At 49.1% G+C, this 22,126-nt stretch carries 23 protein-coding genes; 10 read left to right on the top strand and 13 right to left on the bottom strand.

Features of this window, described 5'->3' with window-relative positions; all coding sequences use genetic code 11:
- Nucleotides 1-126 precede the first annotated feature (126 nt).
- The 4 genes from KK062_RS21775 to KK062_RS21790 form a co-directional block, all read right to left on the bottom strand.
- Nucleotides 127-720 carry a DUF1361 domain-containing protein gene (locus KK062_RS21775; RefSeq protein ID WP_254086469.1) on the bottom strand — a complete coding sequence of 198 codons (594 nt, stop codon included), beginning with the start codon at nucleotides 718-720 and terminating at the stop codon, nucleotides 127-129.
- A gap of 108 nt (nucleotides 721-828) precedes the next feature.
- Nucleotides 829-1,728, bottom strand: coding sequence for an aldo/keto reductase (locus KK062_RS21780; protein WP_254086470.1), 900 nt, complete (start codon nucleotides 1,726-1,728; stop codon nucleotides 829-831).
- 229 nt (nucleotides 1,729-1,957) lie between these two features.
- On the bottom strand, nucleotides 1,958-2,527 hold the full coding sequence (locus tag KK062_RS21785; protein WP_254086471.1) for an NUMOD4 domain-containing protein: 570 nt from the start codon (nucleotides 2,525-2,527) through the stop codon (nucleotides 1,958-1,960).
- A gap of 518 nt (nucleotides 2,528-3,045) precedes the next feature.
- On the bottom strand, nucleotides 3,046-3,309 hold the full coding sequence (locus tag KK062_RS21790; RefSeq protein ID WP_254086527.1) for a hypothetical protein: 264 nt from the start codon (nucleotides 3,307-3,309) through the stop codon (nucleotides 3,046-3,048).
- A 259-nt stretch (nucleotides 3,310-3,568) separates the two neighbouring features.
- Here KK062_RS21790 and KK062_RS21800 point away from each other — a divergent pair, with 259 nt between their 5' ends.
- The 9 genes from KK062_RS21800 to KK062_RS21840 all read left to right on the top strand — a co-directional run bounded on the left by KK062_RS21800 (nucleotide 3,569) and on the right by KK062_RS21840 (nucleotide 12,558).
- A complete protein-coding gene (locus tag KK062_RS21800) occupies nucleotides 3,569-3,910 on the top strand; it encodes a single-stranded DNA-binding protein (RefSeq protein ID WP_254086472.1) in 342 nt (113 codons plus the stop codon).
- A 173-nt stretch (nucleotides 3,911-4,083) separates the two neighbouring features.
- Entirely contained in the window at nucleotides 4,084-6,084 is a 2,001-nt protein-coding gene (locus KK062_RS21805; protein ID WP_254086473.1) for a BatA domain-containing protein, read from the top strand.
- Nucleotides 6,085-6,090: 6 nt separating this feature from the next.
- The gene (locus tag KK062_RS21810; RefSeq protein WP_254086474.1) at nucleotides 6,091-7,350 is read left to right on the top strand and encodes a dihydroorotase; all 1,260 of its coding nucleotides are present in this window, start codon (nucleotides 6,091-6,093) and stop codon (nucleotides 7,348-7,350) included.
- Nucleotides 7,351-7,361: 11 nt separating this feature from the next.
- On the top strand, nucleotides 7,362-7,886 hold the full coding sequence (locus KK062_RS21815) for a DUF4199 domain-containing protein (RefSeq protein WP_254086475.1): 525 nt from the start codon (nucleotides 7,362-7,364) through the stop codon (nucleotides 7,884-7,886).
- 7 nt (nucleotides 7,887-7,893) lie between these two features.
- A complete protein-coding gene (locus KK062_RS21820) occupies nucleotides 7,894-8,409 on the top strand; it encodes a DUF4199 domain-containing protein (protein WP_254086476.1) in 516 nt (171 codons plus the stop codon).
- 3 nt (nucleotides 8,410-8,412) lie between these two features.
- A complete protein-coding gene (locus tag KK062_RS21825; protein WP_254086477.1) occupies nucleotides 8,413-9,420 on the top strand; it encodes a glycosyltransferase family 2 protein in 1,008 nt (335 codons plus the stop codon).
- 3 nt (nucleotides 9,421-9,423) lie between these two features.
- Nucleotides 9,424-10,386 carry a glycosyltransferase family 2 protein gene (locus KK062_RS21830; protein WP_254086478.1) on the top strand — a complete coding sequence of 321 codons (963 nt, stop codon included), beginning with the start codon at nucleotides 9,424-9,426 and terminating at the stop codon, nucleotides 10,384-10,386.
- An 86-nt stretch (nucleotides 10,387-10,472) separates the two neighbouring features.
- A complete protein-coding gene (locus tag KK062_RS21835) occupies nucleotides 10,473-11,681 on the top strand; it encodes an OmpA family protein (RefSeq protein ID WP_254086479.1) in 1,209 nt (402 codons plus the stop codon).
- A gap of 100 nt (nucleotides 11,682-11,781) precedes the next feature.
- A complete protein-coding gene (locus KK062_RS21840; RefSeq protein WP_254086480.1) occupies nucleotides 11,782-12,558 on the top strand; it encodes a hypothetical protein in 777 nt (258 codons plus the stop codon).
- A gap of 2 nt (nucleotides 12,559-12,560) precedes the next feature.
- Here KK062_RS21840 and KK062_RS21845 read toward each other — a convergent pair whose 3' ends face one another.
- The 9 genes from KK062_RS21845 to rpsT form a co-directional block, all read right to left on the bottom strand.
- The gene (locus KK062_RS21845) at nucleotides 12,561-12,845 is read right to left on the bottom strand and encodes a GNAT family N-acetyltransferase (protein WP_254086481.1); all 285 of its coding nucleotides are present in this window, start codon (nucleotides 12,843-12,845) and stop codon (nucleotides 12,561-12,563) included.
- 85 nt (nucleotides 12,846-12,930) lie between these two features.
- Complete coding sequence (gene rny, locus KK062_RS21850) at nucleotides 12,931-14,499, bottom strand: ribonuclease Y (RefSeq protein ID WP_254086482.1); 1,569 nt, start codon at nucleotides 14,497-14,499, stop codon at nucleotides 12,931-12,933.
- A gap of 68 nt (nucleotides 14,500-14,567) precedes the next feature.
- On the bottom strand, nucleotides 14,568-14,855 hold the full coding sequence (locus KK062_RS21855; protein WP_254086483.1) for a cell division protein ZapA: 288 nt from the start codon (nucleotides 14,853-14,855) through the stop codon (nucleotides 14,568-14,570).
- A 24-nt stretch (nucleotides 14,856-14,879) separates the two neighbouring features.
- Nucleotides 14,880-15,176 carry a hypothetical protein gene (locus KK062_RS21860; protein ID WP_254086484.1) on the bottom strand — a complete coding sequence of 99 codons (297 nt, stop codon included), beginning with the start codon at nucleotides 15,174-15,176 and terminating at the stop codon, nucleotides 14,880-14,882.
- 89 nt (nucleotides 15,177-15,265) lie between these two features.
- Nucleotides 15,266-17,692, bottom strand: a complete 2,427-nt coding sequence (gene pheT, locus KK062_RS21865; RefSeq protein WP_254086485.1) for a phenylalanine--tRNA ligase subunit beta — start codon at nucleotides 17,690-17,692, stop codon at nucleotides 15,266-15,268.
- A 107-nt stretch (nucleotides 17,693-17,799) separates the two neighbouring features.
- Nucleotides 17,800-18,420, bottom strand: coding sequence for a DUF1684 domain-containing protein (locus tag KK062_RS21870; RefSeq protein WP_254086486.1), 621 nt, complete (start codon nucleotides 18,418-18,420; stop codon nucleotides 17,800-17,802).
- Nucleotides 18,417-19,685 carry a serine hydrolase domain-containing protein gene (locus KK062_RS21875; RefSeq protein WP_254086487.1) on the bottom strand — a complete coding sequence of 423 codons (1,269 nt, stop codon included), beginning with the start codon at nucleotides 19,683-19,685 and terminating at the stop codon, nucleotides 18,417-18,419. Before KK062_RS21875 ends, KK062_RS21870 begins: the two co-directional genes overlap by 4 nt.
- A gap of 51 nt (nucleotides 19,686-19,736) precedes the next feature.
- Nucleotides 19,737-20,435: a RadC family protein gene (radC, locus tag KK062_RS21880; protein WP_254086488.1), complete on the bottom strand. Its 699-nt coding sequence runs from the start codon at nucleotides 20,433-20,435 to the stop codon at nucleotides 19,737-19,739.
- 136 nt (nucleotides 20,436-20,571) lie between these two features.
- Complete coding sequence (gene rpsT, locus KK062_RS21885) at nucleotides 20,572-20,826, bottom strand: 30S ribosomal protein S20 (RefSeq protein WP_254086489.1); 255 nt, start codon at nucleotides 20,824-20,826, stop codon at nucleotides 20,572-20,574.
- 346 nt (nucleotides 20,827-21,172) lie between these two features.
- Between rpsT and KK062_RS21890 the strand changes: the two genes are divergently transcribed.
- Nucleotides 21,173-22,126, top strand: coding sequence for a zinc dependent phospholipase C family protein (locus KK062_RS21890; protein ID WP_254086490.1), 954 nt, complete (start codon nucleotides 21,173-21,175; stop codon nucleotides 22,124-22,126).

Below are 22,126 nucleotides of genomic sequence, written 5' to 3' on the forward strand. Positions count from 1 at the left end.
AACAAAGCTGGGGCGTTTTAACTAGTCATTGGGACGCGACGCAGGTTTCCGTGCGTACACCTGTGCAAACTGAACCAATAGCACATAGCCCAGCACCAGGAAGGCTGCGAAGATAATCGTTACGCCTTATGTGTGTGGATGCTCGAAGGGGTGCAGTATACGTTGTGTAATGTCACGCAGCAGCGGTGTAGGAGAAGATATAATGTCCCAGCTGTTCCAACGCAGATAACGGCCGAGGTAGATTCCAAAGCCCGATAACAACAAGGTACCCACAGCGACACACCAACCTATCCAGGGACGGAAGCGTGTGGCAAAAACGGACTGTATATCCATAATCGAAGCATAACCGAGCATCAGCCCATTCCAGGCAAAGAAAAGGATCAAAGCCAGGTCGTACCAATACGGCACACCCGGGCGCGGTCGAAGGTGAAATAAATCTGTCAGGATATAGGGCGCGTTGGGTAAGAATGCCAGCCAGGTTGCGAATAATAACAGAAAGCTAAAAGTACCCAGACGGTGATGGTATAATACCAGCAGGGTGCTGATAATATAAGGAATAAGGGCCAGGAAAATATTCCAAACTAGAAACACGAATGTAATACGGGTAGTGTATTGCACGCGAAGAGCCACCAGGGTTACGCACAAAATGGTGGTGAGCGAGAAAATAAAGAGAATGGAAAGTCGGTTATGTTCTTTCAGGCGGTGAAACAGGTTCGTCATGTGTAATGCTTTAATACCTTTCACGGGCCAGCCGGAAGAAAGTTATTCCGGCTGGCGACAAATTCCTCTGTTTCATCCTGACGCCCGGCTAACCGGGTAGTCGGAAAACTAGCCCGGGATTTCGCCGCGAGAGGCGATATACAGCTCGTACCAATCCTGATGGCCGAGGTTAATATTAAAGGCATCGGCAATATTGCGAATACGCTGTTCTTCTTTTGTACCAATCAGCGGTAACGCGCCCAACTTGATCAGCCAGGCCGCAGCGACAGACTCAATGTCGACGTTATACTTCTGCGCAAACTCTTGCAGCTTCTTCCGCACGCGCACTGCACGTTCATCCGTGCCGCTCACGATCTGCCCGCTAGCCACGGGTGCCGACGCCAGCGGACGCATATACCGTTGCTTGATGTAGTCGACTTGGCCGTTGTCCAGCGCCGAGGTGTTCAATAAGTTCAGCTCCAGATGATGGGTTACGATCGGCGTATGCATATACGACGCCAGTAATTGATGTTGGAACACAGAGAAGTTTGCCACCCCAATGCTACGCGCCTTTCCCGACTTTAGAAGTTGTTCCAGGGCAATAGCCGTCTCCTCCAGATTGGAAATAGGATCCAGGTGGTCGAGCAGGAAAATATCAATATAATCTGTATTGAGCCGGCGCAGCGAATTTTCAACGCTTCGCTGAATATGTTGCGCCGATGTGTCGTAATGTTTCACTCGTACATCCGGCTGGTCCGGACCAGGCACGCGCAGGCCACATTTTGTGAACAACACCAGGTCTTCGCGCTTAAAAGACTTCTTGCGAATCAACTGGCCAAACATCTCCTCGCAACGGGAAGAACCGTACGTATCGGCATGATCGAATGTATTAATACCCAGTTCCAGACACAGGCTGACGATCTTTTCCATAGACACAGATTCAGTAGCCGCATCGTCGTGCCATCGGTAAAAGCCATAGACGGCAGGAGAAACTTTGGGGCCGGCATCACCGAGATAGATTTTTTCCATAAGGTTATGATTACTTCAGTACTACTACAAGTATCGGATTTAATACGAAACAAAAAAATGGGGGGCGAATTTCTGCCGGGGATTTGGCCCTGGTCAGAAAGGCTGCTGAACGTTAGGGAGCGCTGTTTGGCGCAGGTGAGCCAGTGGTGAGGAAGGCTGACGGGTAACAGAGCAGTGGGAAGAAACCTGAAGTCTAAGGATCAATACCTTAAACTTCAGGCCCCGGGCCTTAAACCTTTACGTGGCCCCAGTTCTCTCCAATCTTGATACGGTGGATCTGCATGTCAGAAACACGGAACTTCTTGGCGAGCGCCTTCAGGGTGGGTTGTTTCTTTGACTTGAAAAGCGCGACCTTGATCTGCTTTACCTTGTCGGCCGTAAGCTTCGGGCCTTCTTCCGGATTCATACGCAGCAATACATTGGGATCCTTCTTGGCATGTTCGATCTGATCTTCATGCTTCACCCATTTGAGGTTAGAAGCTTTGTTGTTTTCCTTCTTGTGATCGACGTGGATCACAAAGGTCTGCTTCGTACCGCCCTGCTTGCAGAAGTATTCTGCGACAAGCCGATGAATGTAGTAATTCTGGCGAGTATCCTCCCGGCCTATAGTAATGCTCGGGTAGCCTTGCGTTAAGCGCGGTTTCAGGATATAGCCATCTTCCAGCTCAGACTTAAAGCTTACAATCCGTCCTTTATCCGATACGGCGTATCGCTTGGTGGTTGTGCCTTTCTTCAGTTTCAATTCCTTCCAGGTCTCTCCGGCGAGGAATTTTAGTTTAGATTGTTTAGTTGTTGCCATAATATGTAGAAATTAATAGGGTAAGGGTTCAGGAGAAAGTTGCGTCGGCCGATGCAATAAGTGTACCGACCCCCGGGCTATCGTGCGCGCATACGCTTGCCACGGTGGACTTGCGCGACAAGGAAAGACAAGGGAGTGAAATAAGTTTCGTACAATGATACCATGGAACCAGCTGCCTCCTTTCAATGACGAAAGGAAGTACATACAACTGGTAAGGGTAGGCCTTCGAACCATGTTTATAGCTAAGTCTAATGCTTTTACCATCCGACAACCTGTAGGACAGAGGACATCAGGAAACCAGACTGGGTAGACTTTGAGCCTTATTAAAGTAAAGACTATTTTTGATAAAGGACAAGTGTTTAGCGAAAAAGGTAACAGTTTTTCGTAGAATAGACGATAAAGGATATGGGTTGATGTCTATGCCTGACCAGTTGCGGTTCAGTTGTATAGTATATTTTCTCAGGGCATAGGCAGACCGGTATCTGGCGCTTGCTAGCCAATAACCAGCCACTCCGGTATTACCCCAAAAATTCTTTCTTTACCACCAATAAGTAATAATCATTTTCAATCTGCAGGTAGCCCTGCTCGTAGCAATAGATGTACCGCGATCCTTCCTTCGTAGTATACAAACTTGTAAAGTGCTTGAAGTCGAATCCGCGACTGACGAGTTTCTCCCGGCCAACCCGATTCTTACCATCCGGATTCAAGTCCATGAGAATACGCCGGTTCTTGCGTAGGATATTGTTTACGTTGCGCATGTAGTTCGTGTCGTCACTGTTCAACCGGTTATTATACGCACTGCGACAATGATCAGAACAAAACTTCTTATCAACGCGGCCTCTTATGGCCGTCCCGCACTCCGTGCAGGACTTAGTTAAGCTTTCAGACATCATACAAAATCACAAACAATCCGTTTACAAACGGCTACAAACGAATGTAAACGAATATAAGCGTTTATCATACGATTATGGCATTTTTCTTCCACCAATTTTGACCCAACACAAAAGCAACCAGTAATCAATAAAATAAATACATATAGCTATGAGAAACTTAAGAAACAGTGTACAACTAATCGGAAACGTAGGATCAGCTCCCGAAGTAAAAACCTTCAACAGCGGAAGAGTTAAGGCCTCTTGTTCAATGGCAACCAATAGCTCCTATAAAAATCAAAAGGGGGAAAAGATTGAAGAGACGCAATGGCACAACCTTGTGTTTTGGGGAAAGTTGGCAGAAGTAGTGGGCGAGCATGTGAAGAAAGGAAATGAAATTGCCATCGAGGGCAAGCTCATACACCGCGCGTACGATAACACCCAGGGAGAGAAACGCTACATCACCGAGATCACCGTAAACGACATGGTCATGCTTGGCAGCAAGAGAAAGTGAGCAAGCGAAAAAAAGCAAGATGTTACTTCGTTAGCGGTTAACCCGAGGCCTGGCCCAAGCGCCAGGCTTTTTTTGCGCCGCCCGCCACCCGTTGATCACCGTTCGGTCTCCCGATTCAGTTTTTGAGACCAATCGTCCTACAACGGGTTCATCGAAAATTGTACATTGCGGGGATGAATTTGCTGTATCCTTCGTTTTTGTGGGCATTGGGTGTACTTGCTGTACCCATCATCATCCATCTCTTTAACTTCCGCCGGGCAACCCGTATATATTTTTCCAATACACGGTTCCTGCGACAAGTAAAGGAAGCCTCCACCGCGCGCCGTAGACTGAAGCACTATCTCATCCTGGCAGCACGACTGTTGTTCCTGCTTTTCCTGGTCATCACATTCTGCCAGCCCGTCATCCCGGCCAAAGACCAATTAGCCAATAGTCGGGCCATTGTGGTCTATCTCGATAACTCGCAAAGCATGTCCGCCCGCCTCGAAGACAAAACCCGGGGCCTGGACGCCGCAGCCCAGATGGCGCGCAGCATCGTCTCCATGTTTCCCCCCGACACCCGCTATAAGCTCATAACCAACGATTTTGCGCCATTTTCAAATACCTTTAAGACCGGTGCCGAGATTCAGGACCTGCTGACGCAGCTCCGACTTTCACCCATAACGCGGTCCATGCAAGAGGTTGCCGAAAGAATCACACAAGACGCAACGTCCGGGCAATCCCAGGAAGTGTTCTGGATCGCAGACTTTCAGAAATCAACCGCCGGCAAGATTGACCACACGCTCGACTCCGTAGCCCGCTGGCACCTGGTACCCATTCGTTTTCAACCCATGTCAAATATCTTTGTTGATTCGGCATACCTCGAGAATCCTTTTGCGGCCGGTGGCGAGAAAAATGTGCTGCAAGTAAACGTGCGTAACGACGGTGCACGAGAAGCCGATCAGGTAAACGTCAAGCTGCTGGTAAACAACGTCCAAACAGGGGCCGCCACTGTGAGCATCCCGGCCGGAGGTATGACCGAGATCAATTTCGACCTGGCGACAGGATTGTCCGGACTTCACAACGCTGTCATTAGCTTCAACGACTTCCCGGTAACCTTTGACAATACCTTTAACCTGGCCCTAAACTTTGCCGACAAGATTCGGGTGGTGGAAGTTAAAAGCATTACAGCCTCCGAGGCGGTTCAGAAGGTATACGGCAATCAGCAAGTATTTGCCTATAAAGGATTTGCAGTTGGCAATTTCAATTACAATGAGTTGGACCAGGCTGACCTCGTAGTCATGAACGGGCTCAATAACATCGAGCCCTCGCTCGTCGGCGCCGTGCGCAGCCACCTGCAAAACGGAGGAACAGTGCTGATCGCCCCCGGTGCGGAACCGCAAGTAGAAGGATGGAAAAATGCGCTGGCATTGCCCGCGTTGAACACCGTTCCCCAGGAAGCAATGGTCGAACTGGATCGCCCGGACTTTTCGAATCCTTTTTTTGAAAACGTGTTTGAAGAAAAATCCGTATCACTGGCCATGCCCAAAGCCAGCCGGGTCTGGGAGTGGGGGAGCGATCGGTCAGCCATTCTGCGATTCAAAAATGACCAGCCATTCTTGTCTATGTTTGACCAGGGTGGTAAACTGTACATGTTGGCGAGCAGCCTCGACCGGGATCACACAGACTTTCATCAACATGCGCTGTTCGTTCCCGTCATGTATCGCCTGGCGGCCAGCAGCAAAAAACAGGAAGGCAGATTATATTACTCGTTGAACGAGACCTTCATCCCGCTACGGCTCGATAGTCTTCCCCGCGACGTGCCCGTGCGCCTGGTAGGAAAAGAAGAGGTGATTCCCGGACAGCGGGTCGTTGGAGATAACGTCTTCCTCGACATCCCGGGCTTTTCGGTCGAACAAGGATTTTATAAGATTGTGGCTCAAGAGGATACCGTTGGCTTAATCGCCTTCAATGTTAACAAGGCAGAATCCCTGATGGAACAATATACAGGCGAGGAGGTCAAAGCCCTGGCAGCAGGGGGTGAAAACGTCAGTATTTTCGAGGCTTCCTCTATCGACGCTTTTAGCAACGAAATAAAGGAACGATATTTGGGCACGCCGTTGTGGAAATATGCGTTGATGGCAGCGCTACTCTTTCTACTGGCGGAGATCCTCTTGATTCGCTTTCTAAAATAGAGATTAATGAAAATCTTAATCCAGTCTCCGGAAATTATAGATCCCCAGTCATCCTTCCATAAAAAAGAAAAAAACGTATTGCTAAACAATGGCCGTATCGTCGAAATAGGCGATAAAAACTACTCGGCCGACCGCGTCATTAAAGCCGAAGGAATGAAGCTGTCCATCGGGTGGTTTGATCTCGGCACCTTCGTAGGAGACCCCGGATTAGAGCACAAAGAAGATCTCGAGTCGGCGTCCAAAGCCGCCGCCGCCGGAGGCTTTACCGAAATAGCCGTACTGCCCAACACAGTACCCTCCGTCCAATCAAAGAACGAGGTCGCATATATCACCCGGGGTAACGACAATCGCCTGGTGCAAATACACGCACTGGCGTCTGTAACCCGCAATAACAAAGGTGAGGAGCTAACAGAAATGATCGACCTCCACGAGGCTGGAGCAGTAGCCTTTACAGATGGCCTCAAGCCGATCTGGCATACCGACATCCTGTTGAAGTCGCTGCAGTACCTGCAAAAATTTGACGGCCTCCTCATCGACCATCCGGAAGATATTTGGTTAAATATGTTCGGCCAGATGCACGAAGGCCTTCAAAGCACCATGCTGGGATTGAAAGGCATGCCGCGTATTGCCGAAGACATCATGGTAAGCAAAAGCCTCGAGCTGTTAGGCTATGCCGGCGGCCGTCTACACCTCTCGCGCCTGTCGACAGGAAAAGCGGTCGATCTGATACGAAACGCCAAAAAGAAATTACAGGTGAGCTGCGACATGGCAGCATACCAACCGTTGCTCGACGACACGGCATTGGTAGACTTCGATACCAACTACAAAGTCAATCCGCCACTGCGCGAGAAAGCTGACAACGACGCCCTCATCAAGGGGCTTCGCGACGGTACTATCGACGTCCTCTGCTCGGGGCATACGCCCCACGAAGAAGAAAGTAAAAGCCTGGAGTTTGACATGGCCGACTTCGGCTTGATCAACCTCCAAACCTTTGGCGCCAACCTCGTGGCCCTGTCCAAAGCAGTCGACCTGGATGTATTACTGGAAAAAGTAACCATAAACCCCCGGAGATTACTCAACCTGGAGATACCACGCATCGAGGTCGAGGAGAAAGCCAACCTCACACTGTTTGACCCCGATAAGACCTGGACATTAGACGACCGGACGAACCTGTCGAAGGCTAAAAACTCGCCCTGGTTTGGAAAAGAAATCACCGGCAAGGTCGTAGCAGTATTTAACAACAACCGGCAACGGACGGAGGACTGAGTGGTAAGCGTATGAAACAGCCTCTGTTAAAGCTATCAATCCGGTATGGCCTCGTAGCGGGAGTGATGGCCTCCGCCGTATTAGTGGCCATGTTTTACATGGGAAGACACCCCGCCATGGTTTCTCCCTTCCTGGATTTTCGCATCATGGTCTTTGGTATCTTTATCTTTTTCAATTTGAAGGAGTTGCGCGATTATTACCAGGGCGGCGTGCTGTACTTTTGGCAGGGTATGATCGGCGGTGGATTGATTGTGCTTATCGCTACTGTGGTATCATCGCTGGGCCTGCAACTCTTCGGTAGTTGGGAAGGAGAATTTGTCAGTCAGTACATCAAACAAATGACCGACTACTTAAAAACCTTCCCCAAAGAAGACATCGAACGGATCGGAAAAGATGTCTATGAACGTAATTTGAACGACCTCCCCGAGACTAATATCCGGAAGCTGGTGGAAACGTATTTTGCGCAGGGTATCGCCATTGGCTTTTTTGTGAATATCATTCTTTCGGTAATCCTGAGACGGCAACCTAAACCCTAAAAACGATATGGAAAACATTGTAGCCAAGCCCAGCACTTTTTCGGTAGGACTGAAATGGGGTCTGATTTCGACCTTGATTCACGTTATTGTTTTTTTGACTACTTCTTTGGTCGGAATAGACCCCTTCGATCAAAAAATGGCATTCCTAAATATCCCGCTTAGTATTGCAATCCTCATCCTGGCACACAAAGCATTTAAGGACGGCGGCGATGGATTTATGACCTATGGCCAGGGAATCGCAATCGCCTTTTGGATCTCATTATTTGGCGTAGTCATCGGTGGCTTGTTCACCTTCGTGTACACAAACTTCGTAGACACTGCCTTGATGGAGACCTACTATCAAAAACAGATGGATGCAATGAGCGAAAAGAAAATGAGCGACCAACAGATCGAAATGGCCATCACGTGGACCAAGAAGCTGTTTTGGCCCATTTACGTGTTTTTTGGGATTTTCTTTGGCGTATTACTCGGCCTAATTGTTACTATCTTTACGCATAAAAAGAATCCAGAACCGACATTTTAATTCATGAACCAACCGGATATTTCGGTCATTGTGCCCGCCAAAGACGAAGAGGAATCAATTCCAGAACTCAGCCAATGGATAAGCCGTGTCATGCAGGCACACGGATTCCGGTACGAGGTCTTTTTTATTGACGACGGCAGTTCCGATGGAACCTGGCAACAGATTCTGAAAGTGAACGCCGCCGACGAGCGGTTTAAAGGGATTCGTTTTAATCGCAACTTCGGAAAGTCGGCCGCCCTGCAAACCGGCTTTCGCGTAGCGCGCGGAAAGGTGGTAATCACCATGGACGCCGACCTCCAGGACAGCCCTGACGAAATACCCGAGCTGTATCGCATGGTCACCCACGATGGATATCACCTCGTTTCCGGCTGGAAAAAGAAGCGGCATGACCCGATCTCCAAAACAGTACCATCGAAATTCTTCAACTACATAACGGGCTTGCTCTCGGGCATACGTTTGCACGACTTCAACTGTGGCCTGAAAGCCTACCAGTCGACCGTAGTGAAGAACATCAACGTCTACGGTGAAATGCACCGCTACATTCCGGTCATTGCCAAATGGGCTGGCTTCACGAAGATAACAGAGAAAGTGGTAGAGCACCGTGAGCGTAAGTTTGGCTATACCAAATTTGGATTGGAGCGCTTTATCAACGGCTTTCTGGACCTGTTATCCATCACGTTTGTAAGTCGGTTCAGACAGAAACCCATGCACTTTTTTGGCACATGGGGCACCGTATCGTTCCTGATCGGTTTCGTATTTACCGCCAAGCTTTTCTGGGATAAAATGAACTCCCTCTTTTTCTCCCGGGTACCCATGAAACGTGAGATCACCGAGCAACCGCTCTTTTACCTGGCGCTTGTGGCAGTCGTCATTGGCGTACAGCTATTCGTAACAGGATTTTTGGCAGAGATGTTCGCAATGCAGTCCCTCTCCAAACGCGATTACCTTGTAATCGAAAAAGTGGGCCTGGAAGAAGAAACAGCACGCAAGCTTCAAGGGGTTGTTAACTGAGTCGTGAAATATTCCATCATTGTTCCGGTCTACAACCGCCCCGAAGAGGTGCGCGAGCTATTGGATAGCCTCACGCACCAAACGGTAAAGGACTTTGAGGTACTGATTGTGGAAGATGGATCTTCCGTGCGATGTGACGACATAGTAGATAGATACCGCAAGCAGTTATCCATTCAATACTTTTTTAAGCCGAATGCTGGTCCCGGTCCAGCCCGGAATTTTGGCTATTCCAAAGCCGCAGGCGAATATCTAATCGTATTCGATTCAGACTGCATTATACCTCCCGGCTACCTGGAAGCCGTCCACAAGGCATTGGCTATCTACGGCTGGGATGCGTGGGGTGGCCCCGATCAGGCACATACAACCTTCACCCTTGTACAACGCGCCATGGGATATACCATGGCATCGGTATGGACAACGGGGGGGATCCGTGGCGGGAAGAAACGTGTCGGCTCGTTCCAGCCCCGCAGCTTTAATATGGGTATCTCCCGGAAAGTATACACGCAGACACAGGGATTTCACTTTGACCGGTATGCCGAGGATATAGAATTTAGCATCCGGATGAAAAATGCCGGTTATAAGGTAGGACTAATACCAGAGGCCTACGTCTACCACAAACGCCGTACATCGTTCTCCCAATTTTATCATCAGGTTTCTAACTTCGGCAAAGGTAGAGTCCTGGTAGGCCGCGCGCATCCGGGCGAAGTTAAAATTACACACTGGCTACCGGCCATATTTGTACTCGGTACACTCAGCCTACCCCTGTGGGCGCTGATCAGCCCGATACTCTTTTATACCGTGCTGGGTGGGTGGTTGTTCTACCTGTCCGTTATTTTCCTGCATGCATTATGGCAGAACAAGAATCTGGGGGTGGCCTTCCTGGCAGTTCCCGCGGCATTAATCCAGCTGAGCGGCTATGGGCTTGGATTTTTACGCGAATGGAGTAAACCATACATTCGCAAGTGACCGATTTAGTGACATTTAATCATGCCTGATACGGTTTTATTCATTATTTTTAAATAATATTGATAAGAAACTGTCTTTATTCTTACATGAGAAAATCATTCGCGCTTGCACTTATAATTGGCTTTGCAAGCCTCTCATCCACCGCTTTCTCCCAAACGCCCGAACTCGCTCCTGGTTATTACCTCGTAGTAGGCGCGTATGCTAAAACGCGCGAAAGCGCAGCCCAGGCTTACACGCAACAACTAAAACAACAGGGTAAAGAAGCGACCTACGGTTTTAACACAGGTCGTGGGTTATATTTTGTCTACCTCCAATATTATACAAGCCTGCGCACATCCTTGCTTGAGATGACGGCAGTACGTAAGCAAGAAGCCTTCAAAGACGCCTGGATCCGCGTCGTGCCGGGCGACATAGCCGCCCTGCAACCTCCTGGTAAGAAAGTAACAACAACGCCGGTAGTAGAGACGCCGCCGGTAACGCCGGAAACAACTCCTTCCGAAAACCCGCAAGAACCCACAACACCTGGCGATGGTATCGTCGTAACCGATAACCCCGAGATCGTGCAATACAAGGTCATGACCCTCGGAAACACCGAAGTATTCTTGAGCGTGTACAACGCTCGCAACGATCGTATTGTAGATGGTACCGTGCAGGTGATCGATACAGACCGTGCCCATCCGATTACGCGCGTGAAAGGAAATGAATACCTCAACCTCCCAGACCCGAAAAGCAAATCCGGCCAGCTAACACTAATCTGCGACATATTTGGATATCGTAAGCTACAACAGGAGATAAACTACCCATTGCCGCTGGCCGACACCGTCAAGCCATACATTGACCTGGTGGGCACCACCGTCGTAATCAACTTTGACATGGTGCGCTACCATCCCGGAGATATAGCCACCCTGTACAATGTATACTTCTATAACGACGCAGCCATTATGCAGCCCGAGTCGAAATATGAGCTTAACAGCTTGCTGCAGCTCATGCAGGAAAACTCGCGCTACCGCATTCGCCTGCACGGCCACACGAATGGAAACTACCATGGCAAGCTCCTCACAATGGGTCCCGATAAGAAATTCTTCTCCCTCGACGGCGCCAAACAAAGCACAGGATCGGCCAAAGACCTTTCGCACCATAGGGCCGACGTGATCAAACAATACCTGGTGGCCAACGGCATCGATGCCAGCCGCATCGAGATCAAAGCTTGGGGAGGAAAACGTCCGCTATACGACAAGCGCAGCGCAAACGCCAAAAAGAACGTACGTGTAGAAGTTGAAATATTGGAAGAATAATACAGTTGATTCGATTGGAGCCCCGCTAAAAGCCCCACCTGGGGCTTTTAGCTTTTTAACGAGGGTATTACCTTCGCGTGGTTTATAAAAAAAGACTTACGTGAAAAAGGTACTGAAAAGCTTCTTCCTCATCATCAACTATAAGACCCTCATCATAACCGCATTATCGGTCATTTCAACCTATGTATGCTACCACCTCGGCCTGACTGCCAAATTTCCCGACATGCTGGTTGGTGTAGCAATCGTATTTCCGGTAGTGTTTTCGATTGGCTCCGCCTACAATCGCCGCGAAACAGCCCTGCAACGGTTCTCGGATTTTAAAGGACATGCACTGGCCGTCTACTTTGCTACGCGCGATTGGACAACAGACAAACAAAATGATATACCTCAACGGACACGGATCATCGTCGGGTCTATGATCGTCTTGATGCGCTCGATGTTCACATCAAGACACGACAAAGATATAGTCGCAAACGAGAAGAAAATCTTTCAGTATTTCTCAGACCTGTCCTTACTGATGAGAGAGCTCAAGAACCACGGGGTGCAGGCAGGGGAACTCTCGCGCGTGAATCAGTATATCAGTAAAATGATCATCGCCTTTGATAATCTGCGGATCATTCACGTATACCGCACCCCCATCACACTACGGGCCTACAGCAAAGTGTTTATCTATATCTTTCCCATCGTCTACGGCCCATATTTTGCCAGCACATTCCACGATTTCTCGGCACACCTCGAATATGTCATGCCCGTATTATACAGCTTTATACTGGTAAGCCTCGACAATATACAGGACCACCTGGAGCATCCCTTCGATGAAGTCGGCGAAGACGACGTCCGGTTCGACGAGAAAGAAGTGATCATGCACATGGAATAAGCCTATTGGTCCAGCACATCTCCGTACTCGGCCACCTTGTCAAAAACGCTTTTGGCAAAAGGACAAAGCGGAAGAATCTTTAAGCCATGATCGCGCGCATGTTGAACAGCGGCCGCGACGAGTTGCTTGCCAGCACTCTTCCCGCGCAGAGCATCCGACACTTCCGTATGATCGATAATGATGAGGGTAGGGCCGGCTTTGCTAAAAGTCATCTCGGCCGCGCGGGTGCCGTCTTGCTCGATGTAAAATGCCCCCTTGTTTGCCGTTTCAGTAAGTTTAATTTCCATAGTCGCCAGATAGTTTGTCAAGCTGCATTAAATAAAAAGGCCCTGCACATAGCGGGGCCTTTCTGTATAAAACGTGGTTGTATATTTATTTTGCGTAAGAAACGCTGCGCATCTCGCGAATCACCGTCACCTTCACCTGCCCCGGATACTGCATATCCCGCTCAATTTTTTGTGAGATATCAAAGCTAAGCTGACTGGCGCGCTCATCGCTGGCCTTTTCAGCATCGACGATCACACGCAGCTCACGGCCGGCCTGGATGGCATAGCACTTCTCCACGCCGTCGAAGCTCAGCCCCAGTTCTTCCAGTTCTTTGAGGCGTTTGATGTATTGTTCCATCACCTCGCGACGAGCACCTGGTCGCGCACCGCTGATGGCGTCACAAGCCTGTACGATCGGCGACAGGATGTTGGTCATTTCGATTTCGTCGTGGTGAGCACCAATGGCGTTACAAACCACCGGATGTTCCTTGTATTTCACGGCAAGCTCCATACCGACAATAGCGTGCGGCTTTTCAAGTTCCTCATGCCATACCTTGCCAATATCGTGAAGCAGACCAGCACGCTTCGCTTGTTTAACGTTCAAACCGAGTTCACTGGCCATGATGGCGCAGAGGTTAGCTACCTCACGCGAGTGTTGCAGCAGGTTCTGACCGTACGAAGAGCGGAAACGCATACGGCCTACCATCTTCACCAGCTCCGGGTGAAGCCCATGAATGCCCAGGTCGATCACCGTGCGCTCGCCGATCTCAACGATTTCGTCTTCAATATTCTTCGTAGTCTTGGTAACGATCTCCTCGATACGGGCCGGGTGAATACGACCGTCTTGCACCAGGCGATGCAACGACAACCGGGCAATCTCCCGTCTCACCGGGTCAAAACCCGAAATGATAATGGCTTCTGGTGTATCGTCTACGATGATTTCGACACCGGTAGCCGCTTCCAGCGCGCGGATATTCCGGCCTTCACGACCGATAACCTTTCCTTTGATATCGTCGCTCTCGATGTTAAAGATGGATACACAGTTCTCAATAGCGTGTTCCGTAGCAGTACGCTGAATGGTCTCGACAACGATCTTTCGGGCTTCCTTGGTAGCCGAAAGTTTCGCCTGCTCCATGATGTCCTTAATGAAGCTGGAGGCACGTGTCTGGGCTTCGTCTTTCAGGGCAGCGACAAGCTGCTCGCGAGCTTCTTCAGCGGTCAGCTTGGAAATACTCTCCAGTACCTGGATCTTCTGCTGGTTGAATTTATCAAGCTCTTCCTTGCGCTTCTTCGTATGCTCGAGCTGGGCGGCCAGGTCCGTCCGGATGTCGTCAAGCTCGCCCTCTTTACGCTTCAAATTCTCGATTTCCTTGCTCAGGGTCTGTTCCCGTTGCTTGATCTTTTGCTCGTTGCTGATGATAAGGGATTTCTTTTTATTGGCCTCGTCTTCAAACTCCGAACGCATCTTAAGGATCTTTTCCTTGGCTTCCAGGATTCTGTCCTTCTTCAGGTTTTCAGCCGCAATTTCGGCCTCTTTCAGAATCAGATCGGACTTGTCTGTGGCTTCTTCCTGTTTCTTTTTAAGCTTCCGCTTGTACGACGCGGAACTAATGAGCAGACTCAGCACAGCCGTAACGACTATGCTGACAACAATAGCTATAGCAATGGATGACATAAAAAAATAGGGTTTATACTGCCCGGAGTGCCACCTTGGCTCAGAAAATGATCATCAGGAACGAAGGATTACAGAATGGATTGGGAAACCAAATGGTTGAGATGACTAACTTTCTCAAACACGGTTTTATCGATGACATGATGCGTTTCCTCTGCTGCCATTTTATCGACAAGACAGTCAAATGCAGCCATAGCCAACAAATCTTGTTTGTCGTCGATCCCAAATTGCTCCCGGTAAGATTTTAGCTTTTCGTTGATGAGTTTACCGGCCAGTCTTACCCGCTCTTCATCAGATCGCTTCACCTTCATCGGATATTCGCGGTCGGCTATTTTGATTTTTATAGAAAGTTCCTCCATCAAGAAATCTTACAGGGTTTTACCTTATCTGCTTAAGTGAGCGATGCACTTGTCGATCTCGCGAATGTATTCGTCCACTTTTTTCTTCAGCTCCAGAACACTTCCGTCTTCCGGGTTCAAATTATCCACAATTTTAGTGATTTTCAGTTGATTATGAAAGCTGCTGATCTGCTCGTCCCGAGCTTTAAGAGCCGACTTTAGTCCCTGGTTTTCGATTTTCAGGTTTTTAAGTTCCTCCTTCAGGTTTTTGTGCTCGTTCAGGAGCACTACAAGTTTACGTTCCAGCCCCGAAAGGTTAGACTTTAAGAGTTCTTGATCCATGCGAATATCTTTTGCCCTGGCAACGCCATCGGCTCTTGTAACAGTTCGTTCTGGTAGCGCCCGGCTCCTTTCCGGATATATACCTTTTTCTACTTCCGGATAACCGCCCCAAGCTTCGTTTCAAAAGCCTGCATCAGGCGAGTCATGGTCTTTTCAATCTCTTCATCCGTCAGCGTCTTCGTCTCATCCAAAAGGGTAAACCCTAATGCATAGGCCTTCTTCCCCGCAGGGAGATTCTCACCCTCATAAACATCAAACGCTATAATATCCTTGATCAACCGCTTCTCGGTAGCCATCACAAGACTGCTGATCTCACTGAAATGTACCTGCCTGTCCAATACAAGCGAAAGATCACGTCGCACCTCAGGGAATTTAGCAACTTCTTGAATTACTAACTTAGGGGTTGCCGATTGGAAAAGCAAGGATGTGTTTAGGTCAGCAAAAAATATTTCCTGTTTGATGCCGAAATCCTTCAACAAGGCCGTTTTTACTTTTCCAAGTGTCCCGATTTCAGTGTTTCCACGAAGAAGTTTCGAGCCATATTCCAGCAGTTGGTCTTCTGTGTTTTCCTGCTGTACCGACGAAATACCACTTTTCGAAAGTATATGCTGTACCTGCTGAGCTAAGTCATAGTATGTTACCGCCTGTGTCTTATGCCGCCAGTTCTCCGTCTCCACGTTACCCGTCATAAACAGCGACAAACGGTCCACCTCCTGATACTTACCCCCGTCTTTATAGTAAATCTTTCCAAACTCATAAAGCTTCAGATCGCGCTGACGACGGTTGATATTATAAGCGCATACCTCCAGCCCGGAGAATAATAACGTCTGTCGCAAAACACCTTGCTCTTCACTCAGCTTGTTCAAAATTTCCACCGGAGAGCCCGTAAAGCTGAGCTGGTGCTTCTGCTGGTAGGCCTTGTTCGTAAGCGAATTGGTCCAGATCTCATAAAAACCGTTGGCGACAAGCATTTCGCCCATACTCCGCTTATACTTATCTATACTCTTAACCGGGAACTCCGCCAGAAAATCCGTGCGGGCTGTATCCGAAAGCGGTATATTATTGAAGCCATAAATGCGCAGAATCTCTTCTACGACATCCGCTTCTTGTAAGACGTCCACACGGTACGGCGGCACAGACACCGTATAGTGGTCCGCCTGCTTTTCGATAATCTGTATGTCCAGTCCCTCCAGAATGGCAAATGCCTCTTCCCGGGAAATGGTCTTGCCAATCAACCGGTCAACATTCTTGTCCTTAACGACGATAATACGACGCTCGATCCTGGAAGGATAGACATCGACAATGTCCGACGAGACCTTTCCGCCCGCAATTTCCTGGATCAACAATGCAGCCCGCTTCAGCGCATATACCGTAATCTCAGGATCTGTGCCACGCTCAAAACGGAACGAAGCATCGGTCTTCAGCTGGTGATGCTGTGAAGACTTGCGAACAGAGTCCGGCGAGAAATATGCACTCTCCAGGAAGATGTTTTTAGTTTGTCCCGTGATGCCCGAAGTAGCGCCGCCAAAGACACCGGCAATACACATGCCTTCCTCGGCATTGCAAATCATCAGGTCGGTAGCCAGCAACGTACGCTCTTTGTTGTCCAGCGTAGTAAACTTGGTGCCGGCTGGCAATGTCTTAACAATGACCTTTTTTCCGGCGATCTTGTCAGCATCAAAAGCATGCATGGGTTGCCCCAATTCATGACAGACAAAGTTGGTGATATCGACAATGTTATTGATCGGAGAAATTCCGATGGCAAGCAGACGGTTCTTTAACCAGGTAGGAGACTCTGTCACCGTCACACCCGTAAGCGTCACACCCGAATAACGCGGGCAAGCCTGTGCGGCCTCCACCGATACCGTGATGGTGAGATCCTGGTTGTCGATCGTGAAGTGATCAACAGAAGGCCATCGGATGGCACGCTTCTGCGAAGCGCGGATGTCACGCGCCACGCCCAAGTGAGATGCAGCGTCGGCCCGGTTAGGCGTCAGGCCAATCTCAAAAATATAGTCCGATGCGATATTATAGTATTGGGCCGCAGACGTGCCGTTGGCTAATGACAACGCTTCAGGGCTGGTCAGCACGATGATCCCCGCATGGCCTTCTCCCAGACCGATCTCGTCTTCGGCGCAGATCATACCCTCCGACTGCTCGCCCCTGATTTTCGCTAGTTTGATTGTAAAAGGTTCTCCTTGAGTAGGATAGATCGTTGTGCCGGGAACCGCTACAACAACCTTCTGGCCGGTTGCCACATTCGGCGCGCCGCAAACGATCGACAACGGTCGCTCACCGCCTACATCCACAGTTGTCAGTGAAAGCTTGTCAGCGTTCGGATGCCGGCTGCAGGTAAGGACCGTTCCCAGTACGAGCCCCTTCAGTCCACCCTTAACCGTCTCATGTTCTTCCACTTTTTCAACTTCCAGGCCGGTAGACGTCAATACCTTGCCGATGTCCTCCGCGGTCTCCGGAATATCAATGTATTCTTTCAGCCAATTATAAGAAATGGTCATAATTCCAGTGTAAAAAAGCCCTGAACACTGCTCAGGGGTGTGTAAACCTCAAAAATAAGGGTTTGGTGCTAATTATTATGCTAACGTAATACTTTAAGATAACCCGCTTAATGATATTGTCGCTCACCTGCCCGGATGGCGACTTTCAGCAGGTTTTCCGCCGGTGGAAGCGGACACGAGAACTTGTCAGAATAGGCACAATAAGGGTTGTACGCCAGATTAAAATCCAACGTAACCGTATTGGCGCCCTGTACCTTGTTCAGATCCAGGTATCGCCCTGCTCCGTAGGTCTCTACGGCACTGGTCTCATCGCCGAAAGCCAGAAACAATTTTCCTCGGAACGGTCCCATGTCAATCATTTCCAGGATCAGTAACCGGTTATGATAACCACCCAGGTCGAAATCGGCGTAAGCGTATTGAACGTAGCGCTGCTCCTTCCCATCGTTGGTTGCCAGCAAGACCACCTGCTTGTTCGTAATAGGAGAAAGGGTGGCCATAACCTTATAGCGAATGTCTACCGGGTAATAGCGCAACCCCGTAAACGCAGCCGTGGAATCATTTGCAAAAGGAGATTCCTGAGAGGTACGCATAAATTGATCCTTAGAATCTCGCTCCTCCTGAATCTTGTCTGCGTAGGCACTTTGGTCTTGACTACCAGTAAAAGAATACAGCACCCCGACGACCGCGGCGACAACAACAATCAGGATAATAACGCTTTGCTTCTTCACGGAACTTGTATGTTGGGGGATAGTGCCCGGCGCTGGCGATCATCATATACTAAAATGGAATCCCGGTGCGCACGGAATAAAGTAAAAAAAGTAGGAATGCCCTTGTCGGCCACTGCACCCGGTGCATTGGCGAGGATACAAATGGCAATATGATCTTTCGTATTAACGGCCACTTCACTGCGATACCCATTCACAAACCCGCCATGATAAATAACAGTATCGTTGGGATAATATAACACACGCCAGCCAAGGCCGTAGTACGAACTGCTAAGTCGTTGAGACCGGCCATAATTCCGGTTCTTGGAAGGAGCCTGTACCTGCGGAGAAAACAGTTGATGCACCGTGGCCTGATCGATCACATCCTCGCGATGGCCTAGTAATGCGATCATCCAATTTGCCATATCGGAGATACTTGCATTTACGCCGCCAGCAGGGGCCACGTTATAATATGTGCTTGTAATCGAAGCCGGAACCCACCGCCCACCACGCGACTTGTGCGGACGTGCAATGTTGGGATTCGTCATAAGCGTAGTGTAATCCATCGACGCCTGCTCCATGTGCAACGGCTTGAACACCCGCTCCGCCATATTTACCTCATAGGGTTTGCCCGTTGCCTTATGAATAACTTCACCAATTAAACTGTACGCTACATTTTGGTAACTATACTCCTTACCAACCTCTCGGAACAAATCGACATCCTTCAACTTGCCAAGCAACACCGGAAGTTCCATGCCTGCTTCCACCAGGTTAGTATACGTATGATAGGGGAGCCCCGTAGTATGCGATAAAACATGCCGAAGCCGAAGCGCACGGGTTTGCTCAGGCGACTTTAATCGGAAGTCAGGCAAATACTGAATCACAGGATCATTCCATCCGAGAATACTATCGGAAACAAGAATGCCCGTGAGAAAAGAAGCAAAACATTTCGACACCGAAGCAATTCGAAATACCGTATGCGCATCCACGGCGGCGCTACTGCCAGCCGCCCGAACACCAAACCCTTTCAGATAAACAATGGATGAATCTTTCACCACAGCAATGGCAAAGCCAGGTGTTTGAGAGGTTTGCGTCAGCAGGTCGATTTCATGCTCATACGCATGCATAAGTTGATCGAAGGCTGGATTTATATAGGGAGGAGGGGGTGCCGGTTGCACCAGGGGTACCACAGTAACAGGTGTCGTGTTACTTTTCCATACCTGTGCCAGGAGGATAGGTAAAAGGATGATAAGCGTTCCGACAAGTAAGAGTTGCTGCTTTTTTTTCATTCACCACACAGATATCTCCAGGCATCCGGCTACGGGGATGTTCCCCACCGTTTACAAAATGCCCTCGTCTGCAAAGCTAAAATATTTCTGGCCCGCGAGGATAAGATGATCCAGAACTTGTATTTCGAGCAACTTACCGGCTTCTTTTATTTTTTGAGTGAGATTAATATCTGCCTGGCTAGCCGTAGTTTCTCCCGACGGGTGATTGTGAGCCATAATAAGGCCCGACGCGAGATTATCAACAGCAAGTTTGAAAACAATTTTGGGATCAGCCACCGTGCCGGAAGTTCCGCCCTGACTGATCTGGTGAGTTCGGATAACCCGGTTAGCACGATTTAATAAAATGATCCAGAACTCCTCGTGGTTAATATCTTGCAAACAAGGAGCAATAACCTCAAAAGCATCTCCAGAGCTGACAATCCTCGGTCTTTTTTCGGTATCAGCAGCTTTCCGCCGCCGCCCCAATTCCAACGCTGAAACAATAGCCAACGCCTTCTCCTCGCCAACACCCTTAATCTTCATCAGATCGCTGGCCGTAAGCTGTGCCAGATTGTGCAGATTATTACCCGCCATCTGCAAGATCTTCTGCGCAAGATCAACAGCACTCAAAGTGGAAGTTCCCGAGCGCAAAAGAATTGCAAGCAGCTCAGTATTAGAAAGCGATGATTTTCCGTGGAGGAGGAGTTTTTCACGAGGCTGGTCTTCGCGCAACCAATCTTTAATGGCAGGTCTTTTTTCTATTATCTCCATATCTACAAACAACGTAACCCACAAATATATCCCTCCCCCTCGGATTTTCAAGCCCCGCCAATAAAAAAAAGAAAACCCCTCACCGCACGGGTAAGGGGCTCCCTAAAATATCAGTAATCCTAAAAAGGATGCTTAATTAGGCGAGTTTGTTTACCAGACGAGTCAGTCTGGACTTCTGATTGGCCGCTTTCTTCCAATGAATGATGTTCTTCTTGGCCAACTTGTCGATCATAGAAGAAACTTCTTTCAAAAGAGTCACAGCTTCAGATTTTACCGTAGCGCTCTGCAATCTCTTGATGAACGTGCGGGTAGTCTTGTTCTGGTAGCGGTTTCTCACGCGCTTAGCCTCATTAGCACGGATTCTCTTTTCTGCTGATTTATGGTTTGCCATAGCTCGTTTTCAAATAAGGACTGCAAAGGTAGAGGTATTCTCCAAATTTCCAACGCCCCTCTAAAATCTATTTTTCAAAATACTGAAAATGAATGTTTTGGGAGTATTGCGATATCTCCAGAAGGCCGGTCGTGACTTGTCGAGGCAGAGGTTCTCGGGAAGCTTAAAATGGTGCTCAGTTGGGTTTTACCCGTATCAAAGCCGTACCAAAGCTATACATTACCCGTATCAAAGCCATATCAAAGCTATCCTTGACCTAACCCTGACCTATAGCACAGTTGCCCTCATCCCGTAAAATACCGTATCTTCCTCCAAAGAAAATGTTGTGAAACCTATCCACTGCCTTTTGGCCATTGTCCTTCTTACCCTCACAAGCCTGACCCTTCCCAACCCCACTTGGGGCTTCTTCGCCCACCGCCGTATCAACCGCTTGTCCGTATTTATTCTCCCACCTGAAATGGTCGGCTTCTACAAAAAGAACATCGGCTACCTAACCGAAGCCGCCGTAAACCCCGACCGCCGTAGATTCATCCTTCCCGACGAGGCACCCCGGCACTACATAGACCTCGACCACTTCGGCGACAGCGCCCAATATAAAGTCCCCCAATACTGGGATAGCGCCGTCTCCAAATATTCTGAAGACACACTCAAAGCACACGGTATCCTGCCGTGGCATATCGTGAAGACTTATTACCGCCTGAAAGATGCCATGATGATTCGCGACCCCGCGGCCATCTTACGTCTGTCGGCAGACCTTGGTCATTATATTGGCGATGCCCACGTTCCGTTGCACACAACAGTAAATTACAACGGGCAACGCACCGGCCAGGAAGGCATTCATGCCTTCTGGGAATCCAGACTCCCCGAACTGTTTTCTGACGACTACGACTTTTTTGTAGGAAAAGCAAAGTACATCGAGCATCCCCAGACGGCAACGTGGAACGCAATTCTCGGAGCGCACCGCGTAGTGGACTCAGTGCTACAAGAAGAAAAGAAGCTCGGCGCCCAAATGGGCAACAAAAAATACTCATTTGAATCGCGCGGAATGCAAACGCAAAAAGTCTATTCACAAGAGTATGCCGCGGCGTACCACCGCATCGTGGGGCAAATGGTAGAACGTCAGATGCGCGCCGCGATACACCTCACAGGAAGCATTTGGTACACCGCATGGGTAAATGCAGGCCAGCCCGATCTGCAGGCGTTGATAGTAGAGGTGCCTTCAGAAGCAGAATTACAAGAAAGGCGGTCAGTCCTGCAGGATTGGAAAGGACAGCAAAAGAAAATCCGTGACCACGAATGA

Origin of the sequence: Dawidia cretensis (assembly GCF_018598175.1) — a bacterium.
Lineage (GTDB): Bacteria > Bacteroidota > Bacteroidia > Cytophagales > Cyclobacteriaceae > Ohtaekwangia > Ohtaekwangia cretensis.